Source organism: Parabacteroides goldsteinii, assembly GCF_020091425.1.
GTDB classification, from domain to species: Bacteria; Bacteroidota; Bacteroidia; order Bacteroidales; family Tannerellaceae; genus Parabacteroides; species Parabacteroides goldsteinii.
The window spans coordinates 6,798,491-6,817,624 of the sequence record NZ_CP081906.1; the positions used below are offsets into that span (position 1 = coordinate 6,798,491).

The following is a 19,134-nucleotide window of genomic DNA, read 5'->3' on the forward strand; positions in this document are numbered from 1 at the left end:
GGTATGTTCTCTGGCGGGAACGTATGCCGACGCTATATATTAAGTTGAATTATGAATTTCACATACAAACAGATCTGGCTCATCAACTATCCCGTGATGATGAGCATTTTAATGGAACAACTGATCAATATTACCGACGCTATATTTCTGGGGCATTACGGGGAGGTTGAGCTGGGCGCTTCCGCCCTGGCCGGCATGTATTACCTGATTCTTTATATGCTGGGTTTTGGTTTTAGCCTCGGATTGCAGGTTATGGTGGCACGCCGTAACGGCGAACAGAAATACGATGAAACGGGAAAGGTGTTTTTTCAGGGATTGTTTTTCCTGGTAGTGCTGGCGGTTTTCCTGTTCCTGTTATCCAAATGGATTGCACCGGTTATTTTATCCGGATTGGTCACTTCGGATGAGGTCTATGGTGCCGTAATGGATTATCTCGATTGGCGGACATTCGGGCTTCTGTTTACTTTCCCGGCACTGGCTTTCCGTTCTTTCTTTGTCGGGATTATCAAAACCAGGGTGTTGACTGTCGGGGCCGTGGTTATGGTGACGACCAATATCCTACTGAATTACCTGTTGATATTCGGTCATGCTGGGTTTCCACGATTGGGTATTTCCGGTGCCGCTCTGGCTTCAACCTTGTCTGAATTGTCTTTTTTAATCGTCTTTCTTGTCTATATCTTCCGGGAGGTCGACAAATGTCGGTATGGCTTGCGGCCTGTGTACGACGGGCGGTTATTGCTCCGTTTGCTTCATCTCTCTGTGTGGAGTATGATGCATGCTTTTATCAGTGTGGCTCCCTGGTTCTTCTTTTTCGTGATGATTGAACATCTGGGAGAAAACATACTGGCTGTAGCCAATATCATCCGGAGCATATCGACGGTCTTTTTTGTGATCGTCTGCTCATTCTCGACAACAACGGGATCGTTGGTCAGCAATCTGATAGGGGCAGGCGAATACGCAAAGGTGATGCCTTTGTGCCGTAAAATGGTTTGCCTGGGTTATTTTGTAGGACTTCCTTTGATTGTGCTGACCTTCTTTTTCTCCGATGCGGTGTTGGGCGTTTATACGAAGAATGAGGAGTTGATCCGGATTGCCTTCTGGCCTTTTACGGTCATGCTGGCTAATTACCTCTTTTCGGTTCCGGCTCATATTTATTGCAATGCCGTTACCGGAACCGGAAGGACCCGTACGGCTTTCCTTTTTGAAGTGGTCACGACGGTTTTCTATGTGATATACCTGTATGTATTGTCCGCAACCCCGAATCTCCCTCTCGCTGTGTATTGGACGACGGAACATATTTATGTCCTGTCTCTCTTCGTCTTATCTTATTGGTACATGAAGTGTGTATATAAAAAGACATACCGGTTGTAATCGTAAACAATTCATAATCTGAATGGTTTTATAAGAAAAACGAATAAGAAGAAGTTATGGAATGTCGAATAGAAAAAGATACCCTGGGAACCGTCAGGGTTCCTGTGGATGCTTATTACGGAGCGCAGACGCAACGTAGTATCGAAAACTTTGAGATTGCACAAGATATAAACCGTATGCCCAAAGAGATTATTTATGCCTTTGCCTACCTCAAAAAAGGAGCCGCGCTGGCCAATAAGGATGCAGGTGTGCTGTCGGTGGAAAAGTGCGATCTGATAGTACGTGTCTGCGATGAGATACTGGCGGGCCGCCTGGATGAGGCGTTTCCCCTGGTGGTCTGGCAGACTGGTAGCGGTACGCAGACCAATATGAATGTGAATGAAGTGATTGCCAACCGTGCACATGTCCTGAATGGCGGAAAACTGACCGATGAGGTGAAGGTCCTGATGGCTAACGACGATGTGAATAAATCGCAGTCGTCTAATGATACGTTCCCGTCGGCTATGCACATCGCCGCTTATAAGATGCTTCGGGAGAACACGATTCCGTCTCTGGAGTTGTTGCACCGTACCCTTGTCATGAAAAGCCGGGAGTTCATGCCGATCGTCAAGATCGGGCGTACTCATTTTATGGATGCGACTCCTTTGACTTTGGGGCAGGAGTTTAGCGGGTATGCCGCCCAACTGGAATACGGCATCCAGTCGATAAAGAATACATTGCCGCATCTGGCGGAACTGGCGTTGGGAGGTACGGCTGTCGGTACCGGTATCAACACTCCGGAAAACTATGGGGAGAAGGTGGCAAAGAAAATATCGGAACTGACCGGTCTGCCGTTTGTCACGGCGCCCAATAAATTCGAGGCGCTGGCAACCCATGATGCGATCGTTGAAACGCACGGTGCGTTAAAAGGCGTCGCAGTCAGCCTGATGAAGATAGCCAACGATATCCGTATGCTGGGTTCCGGTCCGCGTGCGGGAATCGGTGAAATCCGTTTGCCGGAAAATGAGCCGGGCTCGTCTATCATGCCGGGGAAAGTGAACCCGACCCAGTGCGAAGCTCTCACCATGATTGCGGCGCAGGTCATGGGAAACGATGTGGCGATCTCCGTAGGCGGTGCGTCGGGGCAGTTTGAGTTGAATGTGTACAAGCCGATGATTATTTATAATTTTCTGCACAGCGCGCGGCTGATCGGTGATGGTTGCCGGAGTTTCAACGACCATTGTGCTGTCGGTATCCAGCCGGTAAAAGAGACTATAAAGAAACATCTGGACGAATCCCTGATGCTGGTGACGGCACTCAATCCGAAGATCGGTTATTATAAAGCAGCTTCGATTGCCCAGAAAGCATTTCGTGAAAACAAATCGTTGAAGCAGGCAGCCGTTGATTCCGGGTTGCTTACGGCCGAAGAGTTCGATGAATGGGTGGATCCTTCCGGAATGGTAGGCAGGATTGAGTAACTTAATTTTCTGATAAGTAATTGATAAAGTGCTGTTTTTGTAATATATGCAGGAACTGCACTTTTTTATTTTCGGAAAGCGCCGGACAATAATAGCCTCGCCGTATTTCCGTAGCAGATATGTAAACATTAACGATGGATATGTGAGTTGTTTAACCGGAAAAAGTTATACATTTGTTTCAAATTGTGAAATGAGCCTTTTGTATAGTGAGTGAATAACCGACTGAATGCGATACCGTTGTAAAGGTAAATATGAGGAAACACTAATGTCGGAATTAAAAATGGGGGATGTAATGAAAAAGTTACTTTATTTGGAAGAGCATATATCTTGTAAAGATTATTCTCCGGATATTTTAGTTGGATTTAAACATCGTATAGTAAGAGAGGAGAGTGAACTGAAAGAGCAGGACAAGGATTGCCATCATCTGATCTTTTTCCTGGAAGGTGAAGCTGTTATTTGTTGTAATGAGCAAAGAAACAGAATCATCCGGTCGGATGAGTTTATATTGATCCCGAAGTCCTCTGATTTTTTCTGTAAGATATTATCTGATTCCAACCTTGTTATATTTACGTTTGACCGTTTCCCCGGTGCTTGCAATAAACTGGAACTTCAATCGCTGGCTCCCCTTAGTCGTGAGATCGAGTATGATTATCAGCCGACTGTTATATATCCGCCTTTACGTTTATTCCTGGAGACTATCATAGAATACCTGGAGTCGAAGATGAACTGCAAGCATTTGCATGAGATAAAGTCGATGGAGCTGTTTTTGCTGTTTCGGGGATTTTATCGAAAAGAAGAGTTGGCTTATTTATTTCATCCTATCGTTGGAAAATCGCTGGATTTCCGTTCCCTCATACTTGAAAATTATCTGAAGGTGGACCAGGTGGACGGGTTGGCAAAAATAGCCGGTATGGGACGTACGAATTTTAATAATAAGTTCAAGGAAGAGTTCGGAATCTCTCCCCATCAATGGTTATTGAAACAAAAAGCAAAACATGTGCGTTTCAAACTGGCCGAACCGGGAAATACGCTGAGTGATGTTATGCGGTTGTATAAGTTTAACTCGGCGACTCATTTTACACGTTTCTGCAAGCAGCAGTTTGGCTGCACTCCTTCCGAATTATTACGTCAGCTGAAAGCCGATAGATGATCATTTGAACAAAACCACTATCTTTATGCTTATAAAGTAAAAATGATATATGGAAGGAAGTAAAGTGCAATCACCCGGACTGTGGAGACGTTTGTCATCGTTGGTAAACTGGCTTTGGAAAAAGGAGGCGGAGGATATTACTGTCTATTTTATTTCCGGGATGTGCTATAACTGTAAGGTCTTTGACAAACTGCGGCTTCCGAAGGGGTATAAAAAAGCCTATATTGAATGGTTTATTCCCAGCCCCGACGAATCATTGTCGGAGTATGCCCATAAGATGGCAAAGACGATCGACACCTCGCGCCCGTTTATCCTGATCGGTTATTCTTTTGGTGCCGTTATCATGCAGGAGATGACACTTTTTCTGAAACCGGAGAAGTGCGTTATCATTTCTTCCTTTAAAAGCAAAAGGGAAATCCCTATTCTTTTCCAGGCAGTCAGGAAAGTCAACCTGATGGAGTTTATGCCTAAACGGCTTTTCTCGTCGACCGACTTTATTACCAATGCCTTTAACCGCCTGGTATATAATGCCTCCAATTCCGACCTGGCAGAGTATATGACTGTTACCGATCCCATATATATCAAATGGGCGGTAGAACAGATCACTGACTGGGTACCGGACAATAAGAGCGAACACCTTTATCATATTCATGGCACGGCCGATCAGATCTTTCCTTATGACCGGCTTGAAAATGTTTTTCCCGTTGAGGGAGGCGATCATCTGATGGTGGTCAAAAAAGCGGATACAGTCAGTTCCATTCTGGATATCATCTTGCTGAAGAAAGAGGATTGATTCCCTGTTTTAATAGAATAATTGCTAAATCAGGCAATAGAAATGAGCTTTTTGGTTGTTGAGTGGGTTATAATGAACAATCAAAAATAAATGATTATGGTAAACAGGTTTAGTGACAAGTTGACGACAGAAGAACGCAAGGAACTTCCTTCCTCTGATTTTGGTCTTCCGGAAACCCGTGAGTTTCCTATGCCCGATGCGGCCCATGTAAGGGCTGCCGAATCTTATTTCAGATATGCACCCGAGGATAAGAAGCCGTTGCTGGCTTACCGTATCCTGCAAAAAGCGGCGGAGTTCGGTGTGGATGTGCAGAGTCCGGTTATATTTGAATGGGCTGAAAAACATGAGAGCTAAAAACAACAAAACGTCCGGACTTCCCTGGGGACATCCGGACGTTTGTCTTAACCGACATAACTGTTGTTATTAAATTTTATTTTACTTCTTCGCCTTTGTCATTGAAGGTAACTGTGCTTTCCGTACCTTCGGCTGTAGCGATAACAAGTTTATAAGTCTTGGCTCCGTCTTTTTCTGCTACAGAGGCTTCTTTGATGGTCTGGCCTGCATAGGCTTTTTCAACTGCTGTTTTCACTACTTCGGGAACATCTGCCACTTCAACCTTTGTGTACTCATCCTGAGTAGACTGACAGCAAGCTACTGAATCAACACTTGTTTCTGCTGCGATAGCACTCATACAACCAACACCCATAACCATTGCCATTACTACTAATACCTTTTTCATGATCTTAATTTTTTTAATTCAACAATCTTTTATTACTAATACGCTTAATGTAATTCAATTCGTGTGCCAAACGGATGGTATGATTGCTTGTGTGTTGATAATCAAACAGTATTGCGTATTCGTGATTGTGCCAGACTGTAGAATGGGGATGTGGAATTGGGGAAATGTGATGAAATTTTCCTCAATGGCAGGTTCGTTTTAGGGGGTAAAACAACAAAGGCTGTCAATCTTTCGACTAACAGCCTTTGGAGCGGAAGCGGGGGGATTCGAACCCCCGGTACCCTTACGAGTACGTCAGTTTAGCAAACTGGTGGTTTCAGCCACTCACCCACACTTCCATGTGTTCTGTGCTTCTTCCTTAGAATTGCGCTGCAAAGATAGGCGGATGTTTTTAAATAAACAAAGGATTTTGCATCTATTTTTTCGGAAAAAGGTATTACTTTTGTGACCTGTTCTGATAATCAGTATTTTATTGGAGGAAAAAATGAATAAGAAAAAACAGGGGAAGCGTAATATACTAATTGGGATTGTCGTATTTTTAGTCTTTTTGCTGGCGGGCACAGGTTTCTGGGGATACCGTCTGGCATGGGCGCCTAACTTTACTCCCAAAGAAACGGTTTATCTGTATATAGGAAAAGACAAGGATTTCGGCGAACTTTGCCGTCAGTTGATTGATTCGGCCGGCTGCAATCGTATCGGAAGTTTTAAACAGTTGGCCGGATTCCTGCAATACCAGGGAAATATGAAGACCGGCCGATATGCGGTATCGCCGGGAATGAGCAACCTGGAACTGTTGAACGATCTGCGGCGCGGTCATCAGGTGGCAACCCGTCTTACCTTTAATAATATCCGCTTTAAAGATGATCTGGTGGAACGGTTGGACGAACAGTTGATGCTGGATAAAGATGACCTGCTTGTCTTGCTGAACGATTCGGCTTATTGCGATTCGCTGGGATTTACTACCGAAACAATCCTCTCCATGTTTATTCCGAACACCTATGAGGTCTATTGGAATATTCCCGCAGAAAAACTGATGCAGCGTATGAATCGTGAATATAAAGCCTTCTGGACGGAAGCACGTCTGGAGAAGGCAAAAGCGATTGATCTGACACCTGCGGAAGTCGCCATCCTGGCCTCCATCGTAGAGGAAGAAACGGCTGCGGCGGATGAATATCCGATTGTGGCTGGTTTGTATCTGAATCGTCTGCATCGTGGCATACCGTTACAAGCCGATCCTACCGTCAAATTTGCAGTGGGTGATTTTACCTTGCAACGTATCCTGTTCGAACATCTGGAAATAGATTCTCCATATAATACATATAAATATGCCGGGTTGCCGCCCGGACCGCTGCGTGTCCCGACTATCAAGGGGATGGACAGCGTTTTGAATTATATGAAGCATAATTATCTTTATATGTGCGCCAAAGAAGATTTTTCGGGCCGGCATAATTTTGCGGCAACGCTGGCAGAGCATAATCGCAATGCAAACCGTTACCGGGCTGAACTGAACAGGAGAAAGATTCGGTAGGCTTTTTGCTTTTTGTTTATGGTAAAAGCTGTATCTTTGGCTGTTGGTATAACATAAAAATCAATTTAAGAAAACAAATATACATGGAAAAACAACTATTCTTGGGGGATGAGGCTATCGCACAGGCTGCGATCGATGCCGGTATTTCCGGTGTTTATGCCTATCCGGGTACCCCTTCAACTGAAATTACCGAGTATATACAAGGCTCGGCAGTAGCGAAAGAACGGGGGATACACAGCCGTTGGAGTACGAATGAAAAAACAGCAATGGAGGCAGCTTTAGGTATGAGTTATGCCGGAAAGCGTTCGCTTTGCTGTATGAAACATGTCGGACTGAATGTGGCGGCAGACTGCTTTATGAATGCCGGAATGAGCGGTATCAACGGTGGTATGATTATTATTACGGCCGACGACCCTTCCATGCACTCATCACAGAACGAGCAGGATAACCGTGTATATGGAAATTTTGCTATGATCCCGATGTTGGAACCATCCAGCCAGCAGGAAGCATACGATATGGTGTATGAAGGTTTCGAGCTTTCAGAAAAACTGGGTTATCCGATCTTGATGCGTATTACTACCCGTATGGCGCACTCTCGTGCCGGTGTGGTAACGCGTCCGATCAAGGAAGAAAATACGATGAGTTGTCCGCCTGACGGCCGTCAGCGTTTTATCTTGCTTCCGGCTTTGGCACGCAAACGTTTCAAAGTATTGCTGGAAGCGCAGAAAGGGTTTACCGAAGCGGCTGAAAGTTCAAAATATAACCAGTATTTCGATGCTCCCAACAAAGAGATGGGTATCATTACAACCGGTATTGCATTCAACTATCTGTCGGAGAATTATCCTGACGGGTTCGAATATCCGGTATTGAAGATTACTCAATATCCGTTGCCACGTAAGTTGGTGGAAAAGATTACCGGTGAATGTAAGGAAATTCTGGTGCTTGAAGAAGGCTATCCGGTTGTGGAAGAACAATTGAAAGGGTTCCTGGGTAAAGGGATAACTGTTCACGGCCGTTTGGACGGGACTTTACAGCGTGACGGCGAGTTGACTCCGGATGCCGTAGGCAAGGCTTTAGGCAAAGATATTACCAGTTACTATGCTATCCCCGAAGTGGTGGAACAGCGTCCGCCTGCATTATGCCAGGGTTGCGGTCACCGCGATGTGTATGAAGCATTGAATGAGGTGCTGGCTGAATATAAAGACCCGAAAGTATTCGGCGATATCGGTTGTTACACATTGGGAGCTTTGCCTCCGTTCCGTGCAATCGACTCTTGTATCGATATGGGGGCTTCCATTACAATGGCGAAAGGGGCTTCTGATGCCGGTGTATTCCCGGCCGTATCGGTAATTGGTGATTCTACTTTCACGCATTCCGGTATGACCGGTTTGCTGGATTGTGTCAATGAGGATACAAACATCACAATCGTGATTTCCGATAATGAAACAACGGCTATGACCGGCGGACAGGATTCAGCCGGAACAGGACGCCTGGAAGCTATCTGTGCAGGTATCGGTGTTGATCCCGCTCATATCCGTGTTATGATCCCGTTGAAGAAGAATTACGAAGAAATGAAACAGATCATCCGCGAAGAGATCGAATACAAAGGCGTATCTGTCCTGATCCCGCGTCGTGAATGTATCCAGACATTAACAAGAAAGAAAAAAGCAAGCAAGAAATGAGAGCAGATATTATATTGTCAGGTGTAGGAGGACAAGGTATCCTCTCTATTGCCGCCGTTGTTGGAGAAGCCGCTTTGAAAGAAGGTTTGTATATGAAGCAGGCGGAAGTTCACGGAATGAGCCAGCGTGGTGGCGACGTACAGTCGAACCTGCGTTTGTCTGACCAGCCGATCGCGTCCGACCTGATTCCGAAGGGACATGCCGACCTGATCATTTCCCTGGAACCGATGGAAAGTCTCCGTTATCTTCCTTATCTGAAAGAAGATGGTTGGTTGGTGACTAATTCACAGCCGTTTGTCAATATCCCTAATTATCCGGATATGGAGAAAGTAAACGAAGAGCTGGATAAATTGCCGCATAAGGTTATCCTGGATGTGGAAGCTATAGCTAAGGAAGTCTCTACGGCCCGTGCCGCCAATATCGTGATGTTGGGTGCTGCTGCTCCTTTTATTGGAATTGAGTATAATAAAATAGAAGATGGTATCCGTCGTATCTTCGGTCGTAAAGGGGAAGAAGTGGTTGAGATGAACCTGAAAGCCCTGAAAGCCGGTTACGATGTTGCCCAAAGAATAAAATAAAGCCTATGAAGAAGTACCTCTTAACCGTCCTGCTTGCAATTTTCGCGTTTGTAGCCCGTGCTCAGAACGATGGTGATATTATAAAAGTGGGCGACCAGATGCCTGCATTCACGATCGTTTCCGACGATGGTAAACAAATCTCGTCTGCTTCCCTGAAAGGGAAAGTAGTGCTGATAAATTTCTTTGCAACCTGGTGTCCTCCCTGTCAGAAAGAACTGGCGGAAGTACAGCAGAAGTTGTGGCCGAAGTTTAAGGATAATAAAAACTTTCAGATGTTGGTGATTGGACGTGAACATACAGATGCCGAGTTGGCAAAGTATAATGAGAAAAAAGGTTTCACCTTCCCGTTGTATCCGGATAAGAACCGTGCCATCTTCGGAGCATTTGCAAAGAACCTGATTCCCCGTACTTATCTGATAGGTAAAGACGGAAAAGTGATGTATGCCGGCAAGGGATATACCGAAGAGGAGTTTGCCGGATTGATGGATAAGATTGGTGCATCTTTAAAGTAAACGATATGCAATATCAGAATATACATTTGATTTATTTCTCTCCGACGCATACTTCTGCAAAAATAGCTTATGCAATTGCCGAAGCGTTGGAAGCGGATACTTTGTCCGAATCGGATATTACCCATGAAGGATTGAAGGAACTGCTTTCGATGGGAGGGAATGAACTGGTAATCGTTGCGGTTCCTGTATATGGAGGCCGCGTTGCGGAGACGGCTATGGATCGCATCCGTATGTTTAAAGGAAACGCAACTCCGGTTATTCCTGTCGTAGTCTACGGAAACCGCGATTACGAAGACGCTTTAAAGGAGTTAAGCGATGCGCTTTCCGCTCAGGGATTCGTGCCGGTGAGTGCCGGTGCCTTTATCGGTGAGCATTCATACAGTCGGAAAGATATGCCTATTGCCGCCGGTCGGCCGGATAAGGACGATTTGTTGAAAGCATCCGAATTCGGTAGCGAAATTCTGAAAAAGTTGGATAACGTATTGACGTTGACGGATTTACAGCCGTTGGAGGTAAAAGGAAATTTCCCGTACAAAGTAAAAGGTCCTTCCACTCCACAGGCTCCTGTGACGGATGAGGATTTGTGTACACAATGTGAGTATTGCATCGATGTATGCCCTGTTGCGGCGATATCGATTGTCGATGATCGTATGTTCAGTGATCCGTCGCTTTGTATTAAATGCTGTGCCTGCGTAAAAGAATGTCCGGAAGGGGCCCGTACTTTCGATACTCCCTATACGGCTATGCTTCATAAAAACTTCAGCGCACGTCGCGAACCTGAATTGTTTATTTGATTTTACTATATGATCAGTTTATAGCCGATCCCCCGGATGTTCACAATCTGAACCGAGGGATCGGCTTTTAATTTTTTACGTAGCTTGGTGATAAAAACATCCATGCTGCGGGCATTGAAAAAGGAATCGTCTCCCCATAACTCCAGTAAAACCGGTTTACGGTGCAATACATCATTCGTATGTTGGCAGAGCATGCGTAGAATCTCGGCTTCCCGATGCGATAATGTTTCTGTTTGGTCGCTTATCTGTAACGTCTGACGGGGGTAATCGAACGTATATTGACCGATGCTGAAAACTTCCGGTCGTTTTTCTTCTTCTATGATTATCGGACGGTTCAATAGGGCGAGGATGCGAACGATCAATTCTTCCATGTCGAACGGCTTTTTCAGATAATCATTTCCTCCCAGGTGAAAACCGGTTACCAGGTCATCGACCGATGAGCGTGCGGTAAGGAATAAGATCGGTGTCTGTGTGTCGGTTTGACGGATCATTTTGGCAAGCGTGAATCCATCCATTTGAGGCATCATCACATCCAATACCAGGATATCCGGTTTTGAGCGGTGATATAAAGACATTGCTTCATTGCCGTTTGCCGCAATTGTAATTTGGAATTTCCGGCGGCTTTCCAAGCTGTCTTTGATTATTTTAGCTAATGCTATTTCATCTTCGGCCAATAATACATGTATCATTTCTTTTCCGGTATTATAATAGTAAATGTACTTCCTTCTTTTTCTTTGCTTTCAACGGTAATAGTCCCGTTATGCCGCTCTATGATGTCTTTGACATAGCTGAGTCCGAGTCCGAAACCTTTCACGTCATGTATATTCCCCTTGGGGACACGATAGAAACGTTCGAATATGCGGTTTAGTTGAACGGTAGGGATGCCTATACCGTTATCTGTCAGGTCGATTTGAGTCCCTTTCTCTATTCGGTTTATCCGAATGGAGATTAGTACGCTTTTTCCGGAGTACTTGATTGAATTATCGAGCATATTGCTGATTACATTGGTGAAATGCAGTTTATCGGCATATATCGTCAGTTCCTCAGGTTCACAGACGATCTGAAAAGAAACAGGTTTATCTGTTTTTAGCGTAAGCTGTTGTGCCAGATTATCTATGACCGGTTTTATCCGGAAAGTCTCTTTTTGCAGCCGGAAGTTTTTGCGCTCGTCGACAGCCATGCTAAGTATCTTTTCAACCAGACCGGAAAGATGCTTTAATTGTTGGCGGCAAAGTGTGAAATATTCCTCCCGTGTCTCTTTTTGTTCGACGAAATTGAATGTTTGCAAAGCGTCGATAGCTGAGTAAGTAATGGTGATCGGAGTCTTCAGTTCATGGGTCATGTTGTTGACGAAATCATTTTTTATCTGGGCGATCGTTTTCTGGTGTAAAATGGTTCGTATCAGGTAGATATAACAAGTTGTCGTAATGATAATCAGAAAGAATGAGGCGAGAAACAATGGCCCCATCCGCTTGAGTACTGTCTCTCCGGGTGCAATGATAAATCCTTGCATGCCGATACTATCGTCACTGTTAACGCCTATTTTTTGGGTGGCAAGCAAATTGGTTGGATTCTGGTTGTCCGGTAAAGAAGAAGCCAGAAGAGTGTCTGTGCCTAGTGTAAAGTCGATAAAATGACGGTTGTATATACCTTCTGCACTGAGAAAGGTTGACCATAGGCTGTCGGTTTTTTCAATGTTTACAGGAGAAATCCCGTTAATAGCTTGCCAGATTCCTTTGAATGCCATTCTCATCATGGGGGTGTTTTCCGGTTTATAAGCCTGAAAAACGGTGCTGTCGGTTTCATTGGATAATTGGAGCCGGGTACGGGAATAATATTTCCGGGGTGTCTGTTGGGAGGCTGTATGGGAAGTACTGTCCATAGAAAAACTGAACTCCACTTGGCCGTGAGGTGCACCGGGTGTCGTGTCGTTTTTCATTTTTTCCATCCGCTCTGTCAGATCTTCATTAATTGCTTGCTGAAGTGTTTCGTTGATAATTCTTCTGATTTGTTGTTTTTCTATGTTATAACTATTCCATAACCAATATCCCTGGAAAAAGAATATTCCCAGGACCGATAAGGAAACGAAGATCAGTATAAGACGCATTTGTAATTTCATATTACAAATATAACTTGATTTGTCTTCGTTCATTCCGGTGGTAACACTAAATAACAGTAGATGGCAATGTGGTAACGGTTTGATTAGGGGGCTCTTTCTATATTTGTATTGTCTTAAACGAAAGAATAATATGAAGAAGATACTGGTTTTATTATTGCTATTGCCTGTTGTCGTATCTTATGCTCAGGAAGGACAGAAGATTAATGCCGGTTTCAAATATTTATTCGGTTGGCATTACACATTGAGCCAAATAGGTAATCCTGGAGTTATTGCCGCTGATATCGGATATGAATTTGATTTTGTCCCTTTCTTTGGGGTTAATGCTGGTTTTGGTGGAGGTGGTTTTACACAGCGAGTTGGGTTGGGAGGATTAAGAGGGGATAATTTAGTCTATAAAGGTTCTTTTTTTTCTCTTCATATCTCTCCGAAGTTTTATTTGCCAATTAAATACGAAGAAAAAATTGATCGTTCCCATTATATCTTTATTGAAAATAAATTTGCTTACAACCGACTGAATTGGAATTTCGATCGTTTGTCAAATAAGGGGCAATCTATTCATCACGAATTCGAATATGTAATAAAGGCTGGTTATCAGTATCCGGTAGGTCGTTCTTTTTCTATAGCCGCTTGGTTGGGATATAGCACGTTGGATTATTATAAATCAGGAATTGTTGAATTTGATAAGAAACTGAAAACATCGACTCCTATAGAAATAGGGATTGGTTTTAGTTATATTTTTAAATATGGGAAGAAAAATATTTAGTAATCCTGAGTTTTTTAAGGTTATGTATAGATACCTTTTTCCTTCCTTCGTTTTCTGTATATACTTGTATCGAACTCAGTCCGGCTACAGTATAAGTGATTCGTTTGATATATATCAAACGCAAAGAACACATATATGCTTTATTCATTTGATAATAGTGTATTATTCATTCGATATATATTGAACGAATAAAAGAAAGGGAAGTCGTGTCCTGAAATAAGTAGACAAAAACCTAAAGTAACCGTATGGTCGAATCGAAAGATGCGGGGTGTACTGGTTAGCGAGGAATATTTTTTCAGTCTTCTTTGTGCGTACATTATATTACAGTGCCTGCCGTTAAAAAATAAATGAAAAATAATCGATAAAAAGTTTGGAGTGTATGTAGTAATCTACTACTTTTGCACCCGCATTCGAGAGAGAACGGCGCACCAACATGATGAAAGAGGTAACCTGAGGAAAGGGGATGAGGTTAGAGGTTCTAAGCAAAATTCCAACCGCCACAGCGACTCAAAAAAAACTTTTCAAATTTTTCTTCTAAAAAATTTGGTGGTTTAAAAAAAGTCCTTACCTTTGCAGCCGCAATCGAAAAGAAAGCGAAAGTTCTTTGAAAGATTTACATATCAACAAGTAGTACAAGTATTAGAAATTAATACCGTCAATAACTTGAAATAAAATAACGGATTCTGAGCATAGAGATATAAAACAATTTAAACAACGAAGAGTTTGATCCTGGCTCAGGATGAACGCTAGCGACAGGCTTAACACATGCAAGTCGAGGGGCAGCACGGTGTAGCAATACATTGGTGGCGACCGGCGCACGGGTGAGTAACGCGTATGCAACCTACCTATCAGAGGGGAATAACCCGGCGAAAGTCGGACTAATACCGCATAAAACAGGGGTTCCACATGGAAATATTTGTTAAAGATTTATCGCTGATAGATGGGCATGCGTTCCATTAGATAGTTGGTGAGGTAACGGCTCACCAAGTCTACGATGGATAGGGGTTCTGAGAGGAAGGTCCCCCACACTGGTACTGAGACACGGACCAGACTCCTACGGGAGGCAGCAGTGAGGAATATTGGTCAATGGGCGAGAGCCTGAACCAGCCAAGTCGCGTGAAGGATGAAGGATCTATGGTTTGTAAACTTCTTTTATATGGGAATAAAGTGAGGAACGTGTTCCTTTTTGTATGTACCATATGAATAAGCATCGGCTAACTCCGTGCCAGCAGCCGCGGTAATACGGAGGATGCGAGCGTTATCCGGATTTATTGGGTTTAAAGGGTGCGTAGGTGGTTAATTAAGTCAGCGGTGAAAGTTTGTGGCTCAACCATAAAATTGCCGTTGAAACTGGTTGACTTGAGTATATTTGAGGTAGGCGGAATGCGTGGTGTAGCGGTGAAATGCATAGATATCACGCAGAACTCCGATTGCGAAGGCAGCTTACTAAACTATAACTGACACTGAAGCACGAAAGCGTGGGGATCAAACAGGATTAGATACCCTGGTAGTCCACGCAGTAAACGATGATTACTAGCTGTTTGCGATACACAGTAAGCGGCACAGCGAAAGCGTTAAGTAATCCACCTGGGGAGTACGCCGGCAACGGTGAAACTCAAAGGAATTGACGGGGGCCCGCACAAGCGGAGGAACATGTGGTTTAATTCGATGATACGCGAGGAACCTTACCCGGGTTTGAACGCATATTGACAGCTCTGGAAACAGAGTCTCTAGTAATAGCAATTTGCGAGGTGCTGCATGGTTGTCGTCAGCTCGTGCCGTGAGGTGTCGGCTTAAGTGCCATAACGAGCGCAACCCTTATCACTAGTTACTAACAGGTCAAGCTGAGGACTCTAGTGAGACTGCCAGCGTAAGCTGTGAGGAAGGTGGGGATGACGTCAAATCAGCACGGCCCTTACATCCGGGGCGACACACGTGTTACAATGGTGGGGACAAAGGGCAGCTACCTGGCGACAGGATGCTAATCTCCAAACCTCATCTCAGTTCGGATCGAAGTCTGCAACCCGACTTCGTGAAGCTGGATTCGCTAGTAATCGCGCATCAGCCATGGCGCGGTGAATACGTTCCCGGGCCTTGTACACACCGCCCGTCAAGCCATGGGAGTTGGGGGTACCTAAAGTCCGTAACCGCAAGGATCGGCCTAGGGTAAAACCGATGACTGGGGCTAAGTCGTAACAAGGTAGCCGTACCGGAAGGTGCGGCTGGAACACCTCCTTTCTGGAGCGAAGAGTTCGTTATCAAGTTGACTAAAGGTATTAGTTAACTTGTACTACGGTTGAATATGTATTTATATATGATCTTATAAACTGGATACCCAGTAGAGAAAGATGAAGCTGAAGGAAATCCGGCAGTTTCAGGAGATTAAGATAAGCCAGTCCTATAGCTCAGTTGGTTAGAGCGCTACACTGATAATGTAGAGGTCGGCAGTTCAACTCTGCCTGGGACTACAGAATCTCTGAAAAGGGAAAAACTGGGGGATTAGCTCAGCTGGCTAGAGCATCTGCCTTGCACGCAGAGGGTCAACGGTTCGAATCCGTTATTCTCCACGAAAAGTTACCGAGACATAGGAAACGTAAAGTAACGAAAAGATCTTTGACATGATGGACAACGTAAAATAAAGTAACAAGAGCAAGCTGAAGATATATCAATCCAATTTACCCCTGTGGTAACCGGAAATAAGAAAGTAAGCAAGGGCAGACGGTGGATGCCTTGGCTCTCGGAGGCGACGAAGGACGTGATAAGCTGCGATAAGCTGGGGGGAGATGCAAATAATCTTTGATCCTCAGATTTCCGAATGGGGCAACCCGGCAGGTTGAAGGCCTGTCATCCCGTAATGGGAGGCGAACGTGGGGAACTGAAACATCTAAGTACCCATAGGAGGAGAAAATAACAATGATTCCGCAAGTAGTGGCGAGCGAACGCGGAAGAGCCCAAACCGGTATTGTTTAGGCAATACCGGGGTTGTAGGACCACGCTGTGGCAAGAAATTAGGAAAGTGGAACGCTTTGGAAAAAGTGATCATAGAGGGTGAAAATCCCGTACACGACTTTCTAACGAAGCCTAGTGGTATCCTGAGTAGCGCGGAGCACGAGAAATTCTGTGTGAATTAGCGGGGCCCATCCCGTAAGGCTAAATACTCCCGAGAGACCGATAGCGAACCAGTACCGTGAGGGAAAGGTGAAAAGAACCTCGAACAGAGGAGTGAAATAGACCCTGAACCCGTCTGCCTACAAGCGGTCGGAGCAATGTAAGTTGTGACGGCGTGCCTTTTGCATAATGAACCTACGAGTTACTTTCTCCGGCAAGGTTAAGTATTTCAGATACGGAGCCGAAGCGAAAGCGAGTCTGAACAGGGCGAATTAGTCGGAGGGAGTAGACGCGAAACCAAGTGATCTACCCATGGTCAGGTTGAAGGTTAGGTAACACTAACTGGAGGACCGAACCGGTAAGCGTTGAAAAGCTTTCGGATGAACTGTGGGTAGGGGTGAAAGGCTAATCAAACTTGGAGATAGCTCGTACTCCCCGAAATGCATTTAGGTGCAGCCTAGGGTTAGTATAGTATGAGGTAGAGCGACTGATTGGATGCGAGGGCTTCACCGCCTATCAAGTCCAGATAAACTCCGAATGCGTACTATATATTGCCCTGGAGTGAGGGCGCGGGTGCTAAGGTCCGCGTCCGAGAGGAGAAGAATCCAGACCATCAGCTAAGGTCCCCAAATAACAGTTAAGTTGAACTAACGAAGTCAGACTGCAGAGACAGCTAGGATGTTGGCTTGGAAGCAGCCATTCATTTAAAGAGTGCGTAACAGCTCACTAGTCGAGGAGTTTGGCGTGGATAATACTCGGGCATAAACTGTTTACCGAAGCTATGGATCCAGAGTAATGGATGGTAGGGGAGCATTCCAGTGGCGTTGAAGGTGAGGGATAACCCTTGCTGGAGCAGCTGGAAAAGCAAATGTAGGTATAAGTAACGATAAAGGAAGTGAGAAACTTCCTCGCCGAAAGACTAAGGTTTCCTGATCAACGTTAATCGGATCAGGGTAAGTCGGGACCTAAGGATAAGCCGAACGGCGATTCCGATGGAAGAATGGTTTAATATTCCCATACTACTTTATAGAGCGATGTGGAGACGGAGAAGTGACAGTCCTGCCATCTGACGGAATAGATGGTTAAAGGGTGTAGACGTTGATCGCGGTAGGCAAATCCGCCGTGAGAGTCGAACCTGAGAGTATGCCGAGTACTTGTACAAGGCAATATGGATGTAAACAGGCTCCCTAGAAAATCCGCTAAGCATATCTATAGAGTACCCGTACCGTAAACGGACACACGTAGTTGGGTTGAGAATACTGAGGCGCTCGAGTGATTCACGGTTAAGGAACTAGGCAAATTGACCCTGTAACTTCGGGATAAAGGGTCCCTGTCAGCGATGGCAGGGCGCAGAGAATAGGTCCAGGCAACTGTTTAACAAAAACACATGGCTGTGCGAAATAGAAATATGAAGTATACAGCCTGACACCTGCCCGGTGCTGGAAGGTTAAGAGGAGAGCTCATCGCAAGAGAAGGTTTGAATTGAAGCCCCAGTAAACGGCGGCCGTAACTATAACGGTCCTAAGGTAGCGAAATTCCTTGTCGGGTAAGTTCCGACCTGCACGAATGGTGTAATGATCTGGACACTGTCTCAACCGTGAGCTCGGTGAAATTGTAGTATCGGTGAAGATGCCGATTACCCGCGATGGGACGAAAAGACCCCGTGAACCTTTACTATAGCTTTACATTGAATTTGGGCAACTAATGTGTAGGATAGGCCGGAGACTGCGAAGCAGGCACGCCAGTGTCGGTGGAGTCGCCGTTGAAATACGGCCCTTTGGTTGTTTGAGTTCTAACTCGTGGAAATGAGGACACTGTATGGTGGGTAGTTTGACTGGGGTGGTCGCCTCCAAAAGAGTAACGGAGGCTTCTAAAGGTACCCTCAGACCGATTGGTAACCGGTCGTAGAGTGTAATGGCATAAGGGTGCTTGACTGGGAGAGAGACAACTCGATCAGGTAGGAAACTAGAGCATAGTGATCCGGTGGTTCCGCATGGAAGGGCCATCGCTCAAAGGATAAAAGGTACTCCGGGGATAACAGGCTGATCGCTCCCAAGAGCTCATATCGACGGAGCGGTTTGGCACCTCGATGTCGGCTCGTCACATCCTGGGGCTGGAGAAGGTCCCAAGGGTTGGGCTGTTCGCCCATTAAAGTGGCACGCGAGCTGGGTTCAGAACGTCGTGAGACAGTTCGGTCTCTATCTATCGTGGGCGTAGGAGATTTGAGTGGCTCTGACACTAGTACGAGAGGACCGTGTTGGACAGACCTCTGGTTTACCGGTTGTACCGCCAGGTGCACCGCCGGGTATCTAAGTCTGGATTGGATAAGTGCTGAAAGCATCTAAGTACGAAGCCAGCCTCAAGATAAGATCTCCCTGAGGGTCGTTGTAGACTACGACGTTGATAGGCTACAGGTGTAAGGGCAGTAATGTCGAAGCCGAGTAGTACTAATAGCCCGAGACTTTCTATTTCCGGGAGGAAGGATTGATATATCAGCAGGGTTAGTAGAGATACTGACAAAGCGAAAGTTACTGATAAAG

General features: G+C 45.2%; 14 protein-coding genes, 3 tRNA genes and 2 rRNA genes. 15 read left to right on the forward strand and 4 right to left on the reverse strand.

All coding sequences use genetic code 11. The features are described 5' to 3' along the window. Positions 1-51: 51 nt before the first annotated feature. The 5 genes from K6V26_RS27970 to K6V26_RS27990 all read left to right on the forward strand — a co-directional run bounded on the left by K6V26_RS27970 (position 52) and on the right by K6V26_RS27990 (position 5,125). A complete protein-coding gene (locus K6V26_RS27970; RefSeq protein WP_224264368.1) occupies positions 52-1,371 on the forward strand; it encodes an MATE family efflux transporter in 1,320 nt (439 codons plus the stop codon). A gap of 56 nt (positions 1,372-1,427) precedes the next feature. Next, positions 1,428-2,828 carry a class II fumarate hydratase gene (fumC, locus tag K6V26_RS27975; RefSeq protein ID WP_224264369.1) on the forward strand — a complete coding sequence of 467 codons (1,401 nt, stop codon included), beginning with the start codon at positions 1,428-1,430 and terminating at the stop codon, positions 2,826-2,828. A gap of 292 nt (positions 2,829-3,120) precedes the next feature. Continuing rightward, positions 3,121-3,978 carry a helix-turn-helix transcriptional regulator gene (locus K6V26_RS27980; RefSeq protein WP_224264370.1) on the forward strand — a complete coding sequence of 286 codons (858 nt, stop codon included), beginning with the start codon at positions 3,121-3,123 and terminating at the stop codon, positions 3,976-3,978. A gap of 49 nt (positions 3,979-4,027) precedes the next feature. Next, entirely contained in the window at positions 4,028-4,771 is a 744-nt protein-coding gene (locus tag K6V26_RS27985) for an alpha/beta hydrolase (RefSeq protein ID WP_009859493.1), read from the forward strand. Positions 4,772-4,867: 96 nt separating this feature from the next. Next, positions 4,868-5,125 (forward strand): hypothetical protein, encoded by a 258-nt coding sequence (locus tag K6V26_RS27990; protein ID WP_009859492.1) that lies wholly within the window; start codon positions 4,868-4,870, stop codon positions 5,123-5,125. 76 nt (positions 5,126-5,201) lie between these two features. Here K6V26_RS27990 and K6V26_RS27995 read toward each other — a convergent pair whose 3' ends face one another. Beyond that, positions 5,202-5,510, reverse strand: coding sequence for a hypothetical protein (locus tag K6V26_RS27995; RefSeq protein WP_010800535.1), 309 nt, complete (start codon positions 5,508-5,510; stop codon positions 5,202-5,204). A 251-nt stretch (positions 5,511-5,761) separates the two neighbouring features. Next, positions 5,762-5,848: transfer RNA gene (locus K6V26_RS28000), tRNA-Ser, on the reverse strand. Between the two features lie 146 nt (positions 5,849-5,994). Here K6V26_RS28000 and mltG point away from each other — a divergent pair. From mltG to K6V26_RS28025, 5 genes are all read left to right on the forward strand, one after another. Next, positions 5,995-7,038: an endolytic transglycosylase MltG gene (gene mltG / locus K6V26_RS28005; protein ID WP_009859490.1), complete on the forward strand. Its 1,044-nt coding sequence runs from the start codon at positions 5,995-5,997 to the stop codon at positions 7,036-7,038. A gap of 83 nt (positions 7,039-7,121) precedes the next feature. Next, positions 7,122-8,720, forward strand: coding sequence for a thiamine pyrophosphate-dependent enzyme (locus K6V26_RS28010; protein WP_046146333.1), 1,599 nt, complete (start codon positions 7,122-7,124; stop codon positions 8,718-8,720). Continuing rightward, positions 8,717-9,298 carry an indolepyruvate oxidoreductase subunit beta gene (locus tag K6V26_RS28015; protein ID WP_224264371.1) on the forward strand — a complete coding sequence of 194 codons (582 nt, stop codon included), beginning with the start codon at positions 8,717-8,719 and terminating at the stop codon, positions 9,296-9,298. Before K6V26_RS28010 ends, K6V26_RS28015 begins: the two co-directional genes overlap by 4 nt. Before the next feature lie 5 nt (positions 9,299-9,303). After that, entirely contained in the window at positions 9,304-9,810 is a 507-nt protein-coding gene (locus K6V26_RS28020) for a peroxiredoxin family protein (RefSeq protein ID WP_009859487.1), read from the forward strand. 5 nt (positions 9,811-9,815) lie between these two features. After that, complete coding sequence (locus K6V26_RS28025; RefSeq protein WP_224264372.1) at positions 9,816-10,604, forward strand: 4Fe-4S binding protein; 789 nt, start codon at positions 9,816-9,818, stop codon at positions 10,602-10,604. A gap of 5 nt (positions 10,605-10,609) precedes the next feature. On the opposite strand, the gene K6V26_RS28030 is transcribed toward K6V26_RS28025, so the two are convergent. After that, positions 10,610-11,293 (reverse strand): response regulator transcription factor, encoded by a 684-nt coding sequence (locus K6V26_RS28030; protein ID WP_046146335.1) that lies wholly within the window; start codon positions 11,291-11,293, stop codon positions 10,610-10,612. Further along, complete coding sequence (locus K6V26_RS28035; protein WP_224264373.1) at positions 11,290-12,723, reverse strand: sensor histidine kinase; 1,434 nt, start codon at positions 12,721-12,723, stop codon at positions 11,290-11,292. The genes K6V26_RS28030 and K6V26_RS28035 overlap by 4 nt, the downstream gene beginning before the upstream one ends. A gap of 130 nt (positions 12,724-12,853) precedes the next feature. Between K6V26_RS28035 and K6V26_RS28040 the strand changes: the two genes are divergently transcribed. The 5 genes from K6V26_RS28040 to K6V26_RS28060 all read left to right on the forward strand — a co-directional run bounded on the left by K6V26_RS28040 (position 12,854) and on the right by K6V26_RS28060 (position 19,064). Continuing rightward, the gene (locus tag K6V26_RS28040) at positions 12,854-13,486 is read left to right on the forward strand and encodes a hypothetical protein (RefSeq protein ID WP_046146337.1); all 633 of its coding nucleotides are present in this window, start codon (positions 12,854-12,856) and stop codon (positions 13,484-13,486) included. A gap of 711 nt (positions 13,487-14,197) precedes the next feature. Continuing rightward, positions 14,198-15,724: ribosomal RNA gene (locus K6V26_RS28045) — 16S ribosomal RNA — on the forward strand. Between the two features lie 156 nt (positions 15,725-15,880). Beyond that, positions 15,881-15,954, forward strand: a tRNA-Ile gene (locus K6V26_RS28050). Positions 15,955-15,979: 25 nt separating this feature from the next. Next, positions 15,980-16,053, forward strand: a tRNA-Ala gene (locus K6V26_RS28055). Between the two features lie 131 nt (positions 16,054-16,184). Further along, positions 16,185-19,064 (forward strand): 23S ribosomal RNA (locus tag K6V26_RS28060). Together the 16S and 23S rRNA genes with 2 tRNA genes alongside form the textbook arrangement of a ribosomal RNA operon. The last annotated feature ends 70 nt before the right edge of the window (positions 19,065-19,134 follow it).

Excerpts from the sequence above, each read along its gene's own strand:
- mltG (WP_009859490.1), top strand. The coding sequence starts at position 5,995 with ATGAATAAGAAAAAACAGGGGAAGCGTAATATACTAATTGGGATTGTC.
- K6V26_RS28010 (WP_046146333.1), top strand. The coding sequence starts at position 7,122 with ATGGAAAAACAACTATTCTTGGGGGATGAGGCTATCGCACAGGCTGCG.
- K6V26_RS28020 (WP_009859487.1), top strand. The coding sequence starts at position 9,304 with ATGAAGAAGTACCTCTTAACCGTCCTGCTTGCAATTTTCGCGTTTGTA.
- K6V26_RS27985 (WP_009859493.1), top strand. The coding sequence starts at position 4,028 with ATGGAAGGAAGTAAAGTGCAATCACCCGGACTGTGGAGACGTTTGTCA.
- fumC (WP_224264369.1), top strand. The coding sequence starts at position 1,428 with ATGGAATGTCGAATAGAAAAAGATACCCTGGGAACCGTCAGGGTTCCT.
- K6V26_RS28040 (WP_046146337.1), top strand. The coding sequence starts at position 12,854 with ATGAAGAAGATACTGGTTTTATTATTGCTATTGCCTGTTGTCGTATCT.
- K6V26_RS28035 (WP_224264373.1), bottom strand. The coding sequence starts at position 12,723 with ATGAAATTACAAATGCGTCTTATACTGATCTTCGTTTCCTTATCGGTC.
- K6V26_RS28015 (WP_224264371.1), top strand. The coding sequence starts at position 8,717 with ATGAGAGCAGATATTATATTGTCAGGTGTAGGAGGACAAGGTATCCTC.
- K6V26_RS28025 (WP_224264372.1), top strand. The coding sequence starts at position 9,816 with ATGCAATATCAGAATATACATTTGATTTATTTCTCTCCGACGCATACT.
- K6V26_RS27990 (WP_009859492.1), top strand. The coding sequence starts at position 4,868 with ATGGTAAACAGGTTTAGTGACAAGTTGACGACAGAAGAACGCAAGGAA.
- K6V26_RS27980 (WP_224264370.1), top strand. The coding sequence starts at position 3,121 with ATGAAAAAGTTACTTTATTTGGAAGAGCATATATCTTGTAAAGATTAT.
- K6V26_RS28030 (WP_046146335.1), bottom strand. The coding sequence starts at position 11,293 with ATGATACATGTATTATTGGCCGAAGATGAAATAGCATTAGCTAAAATA.
- K6V26_RS27970 (WP_224264368.1), top strand. The coding sequence starts at position 52 with ATGAATTTCACATACAAACAGATCTGGCTCATCAACTATCCCGTGATG.
- K6V26_RS27995 (WP_010800535.1), bottom strand. The coding sequence starts at position 5,510 with ATGAAAAAGGTATTAGTAGTAATGGCAATGGTTATGGGTGTTGGTTGT.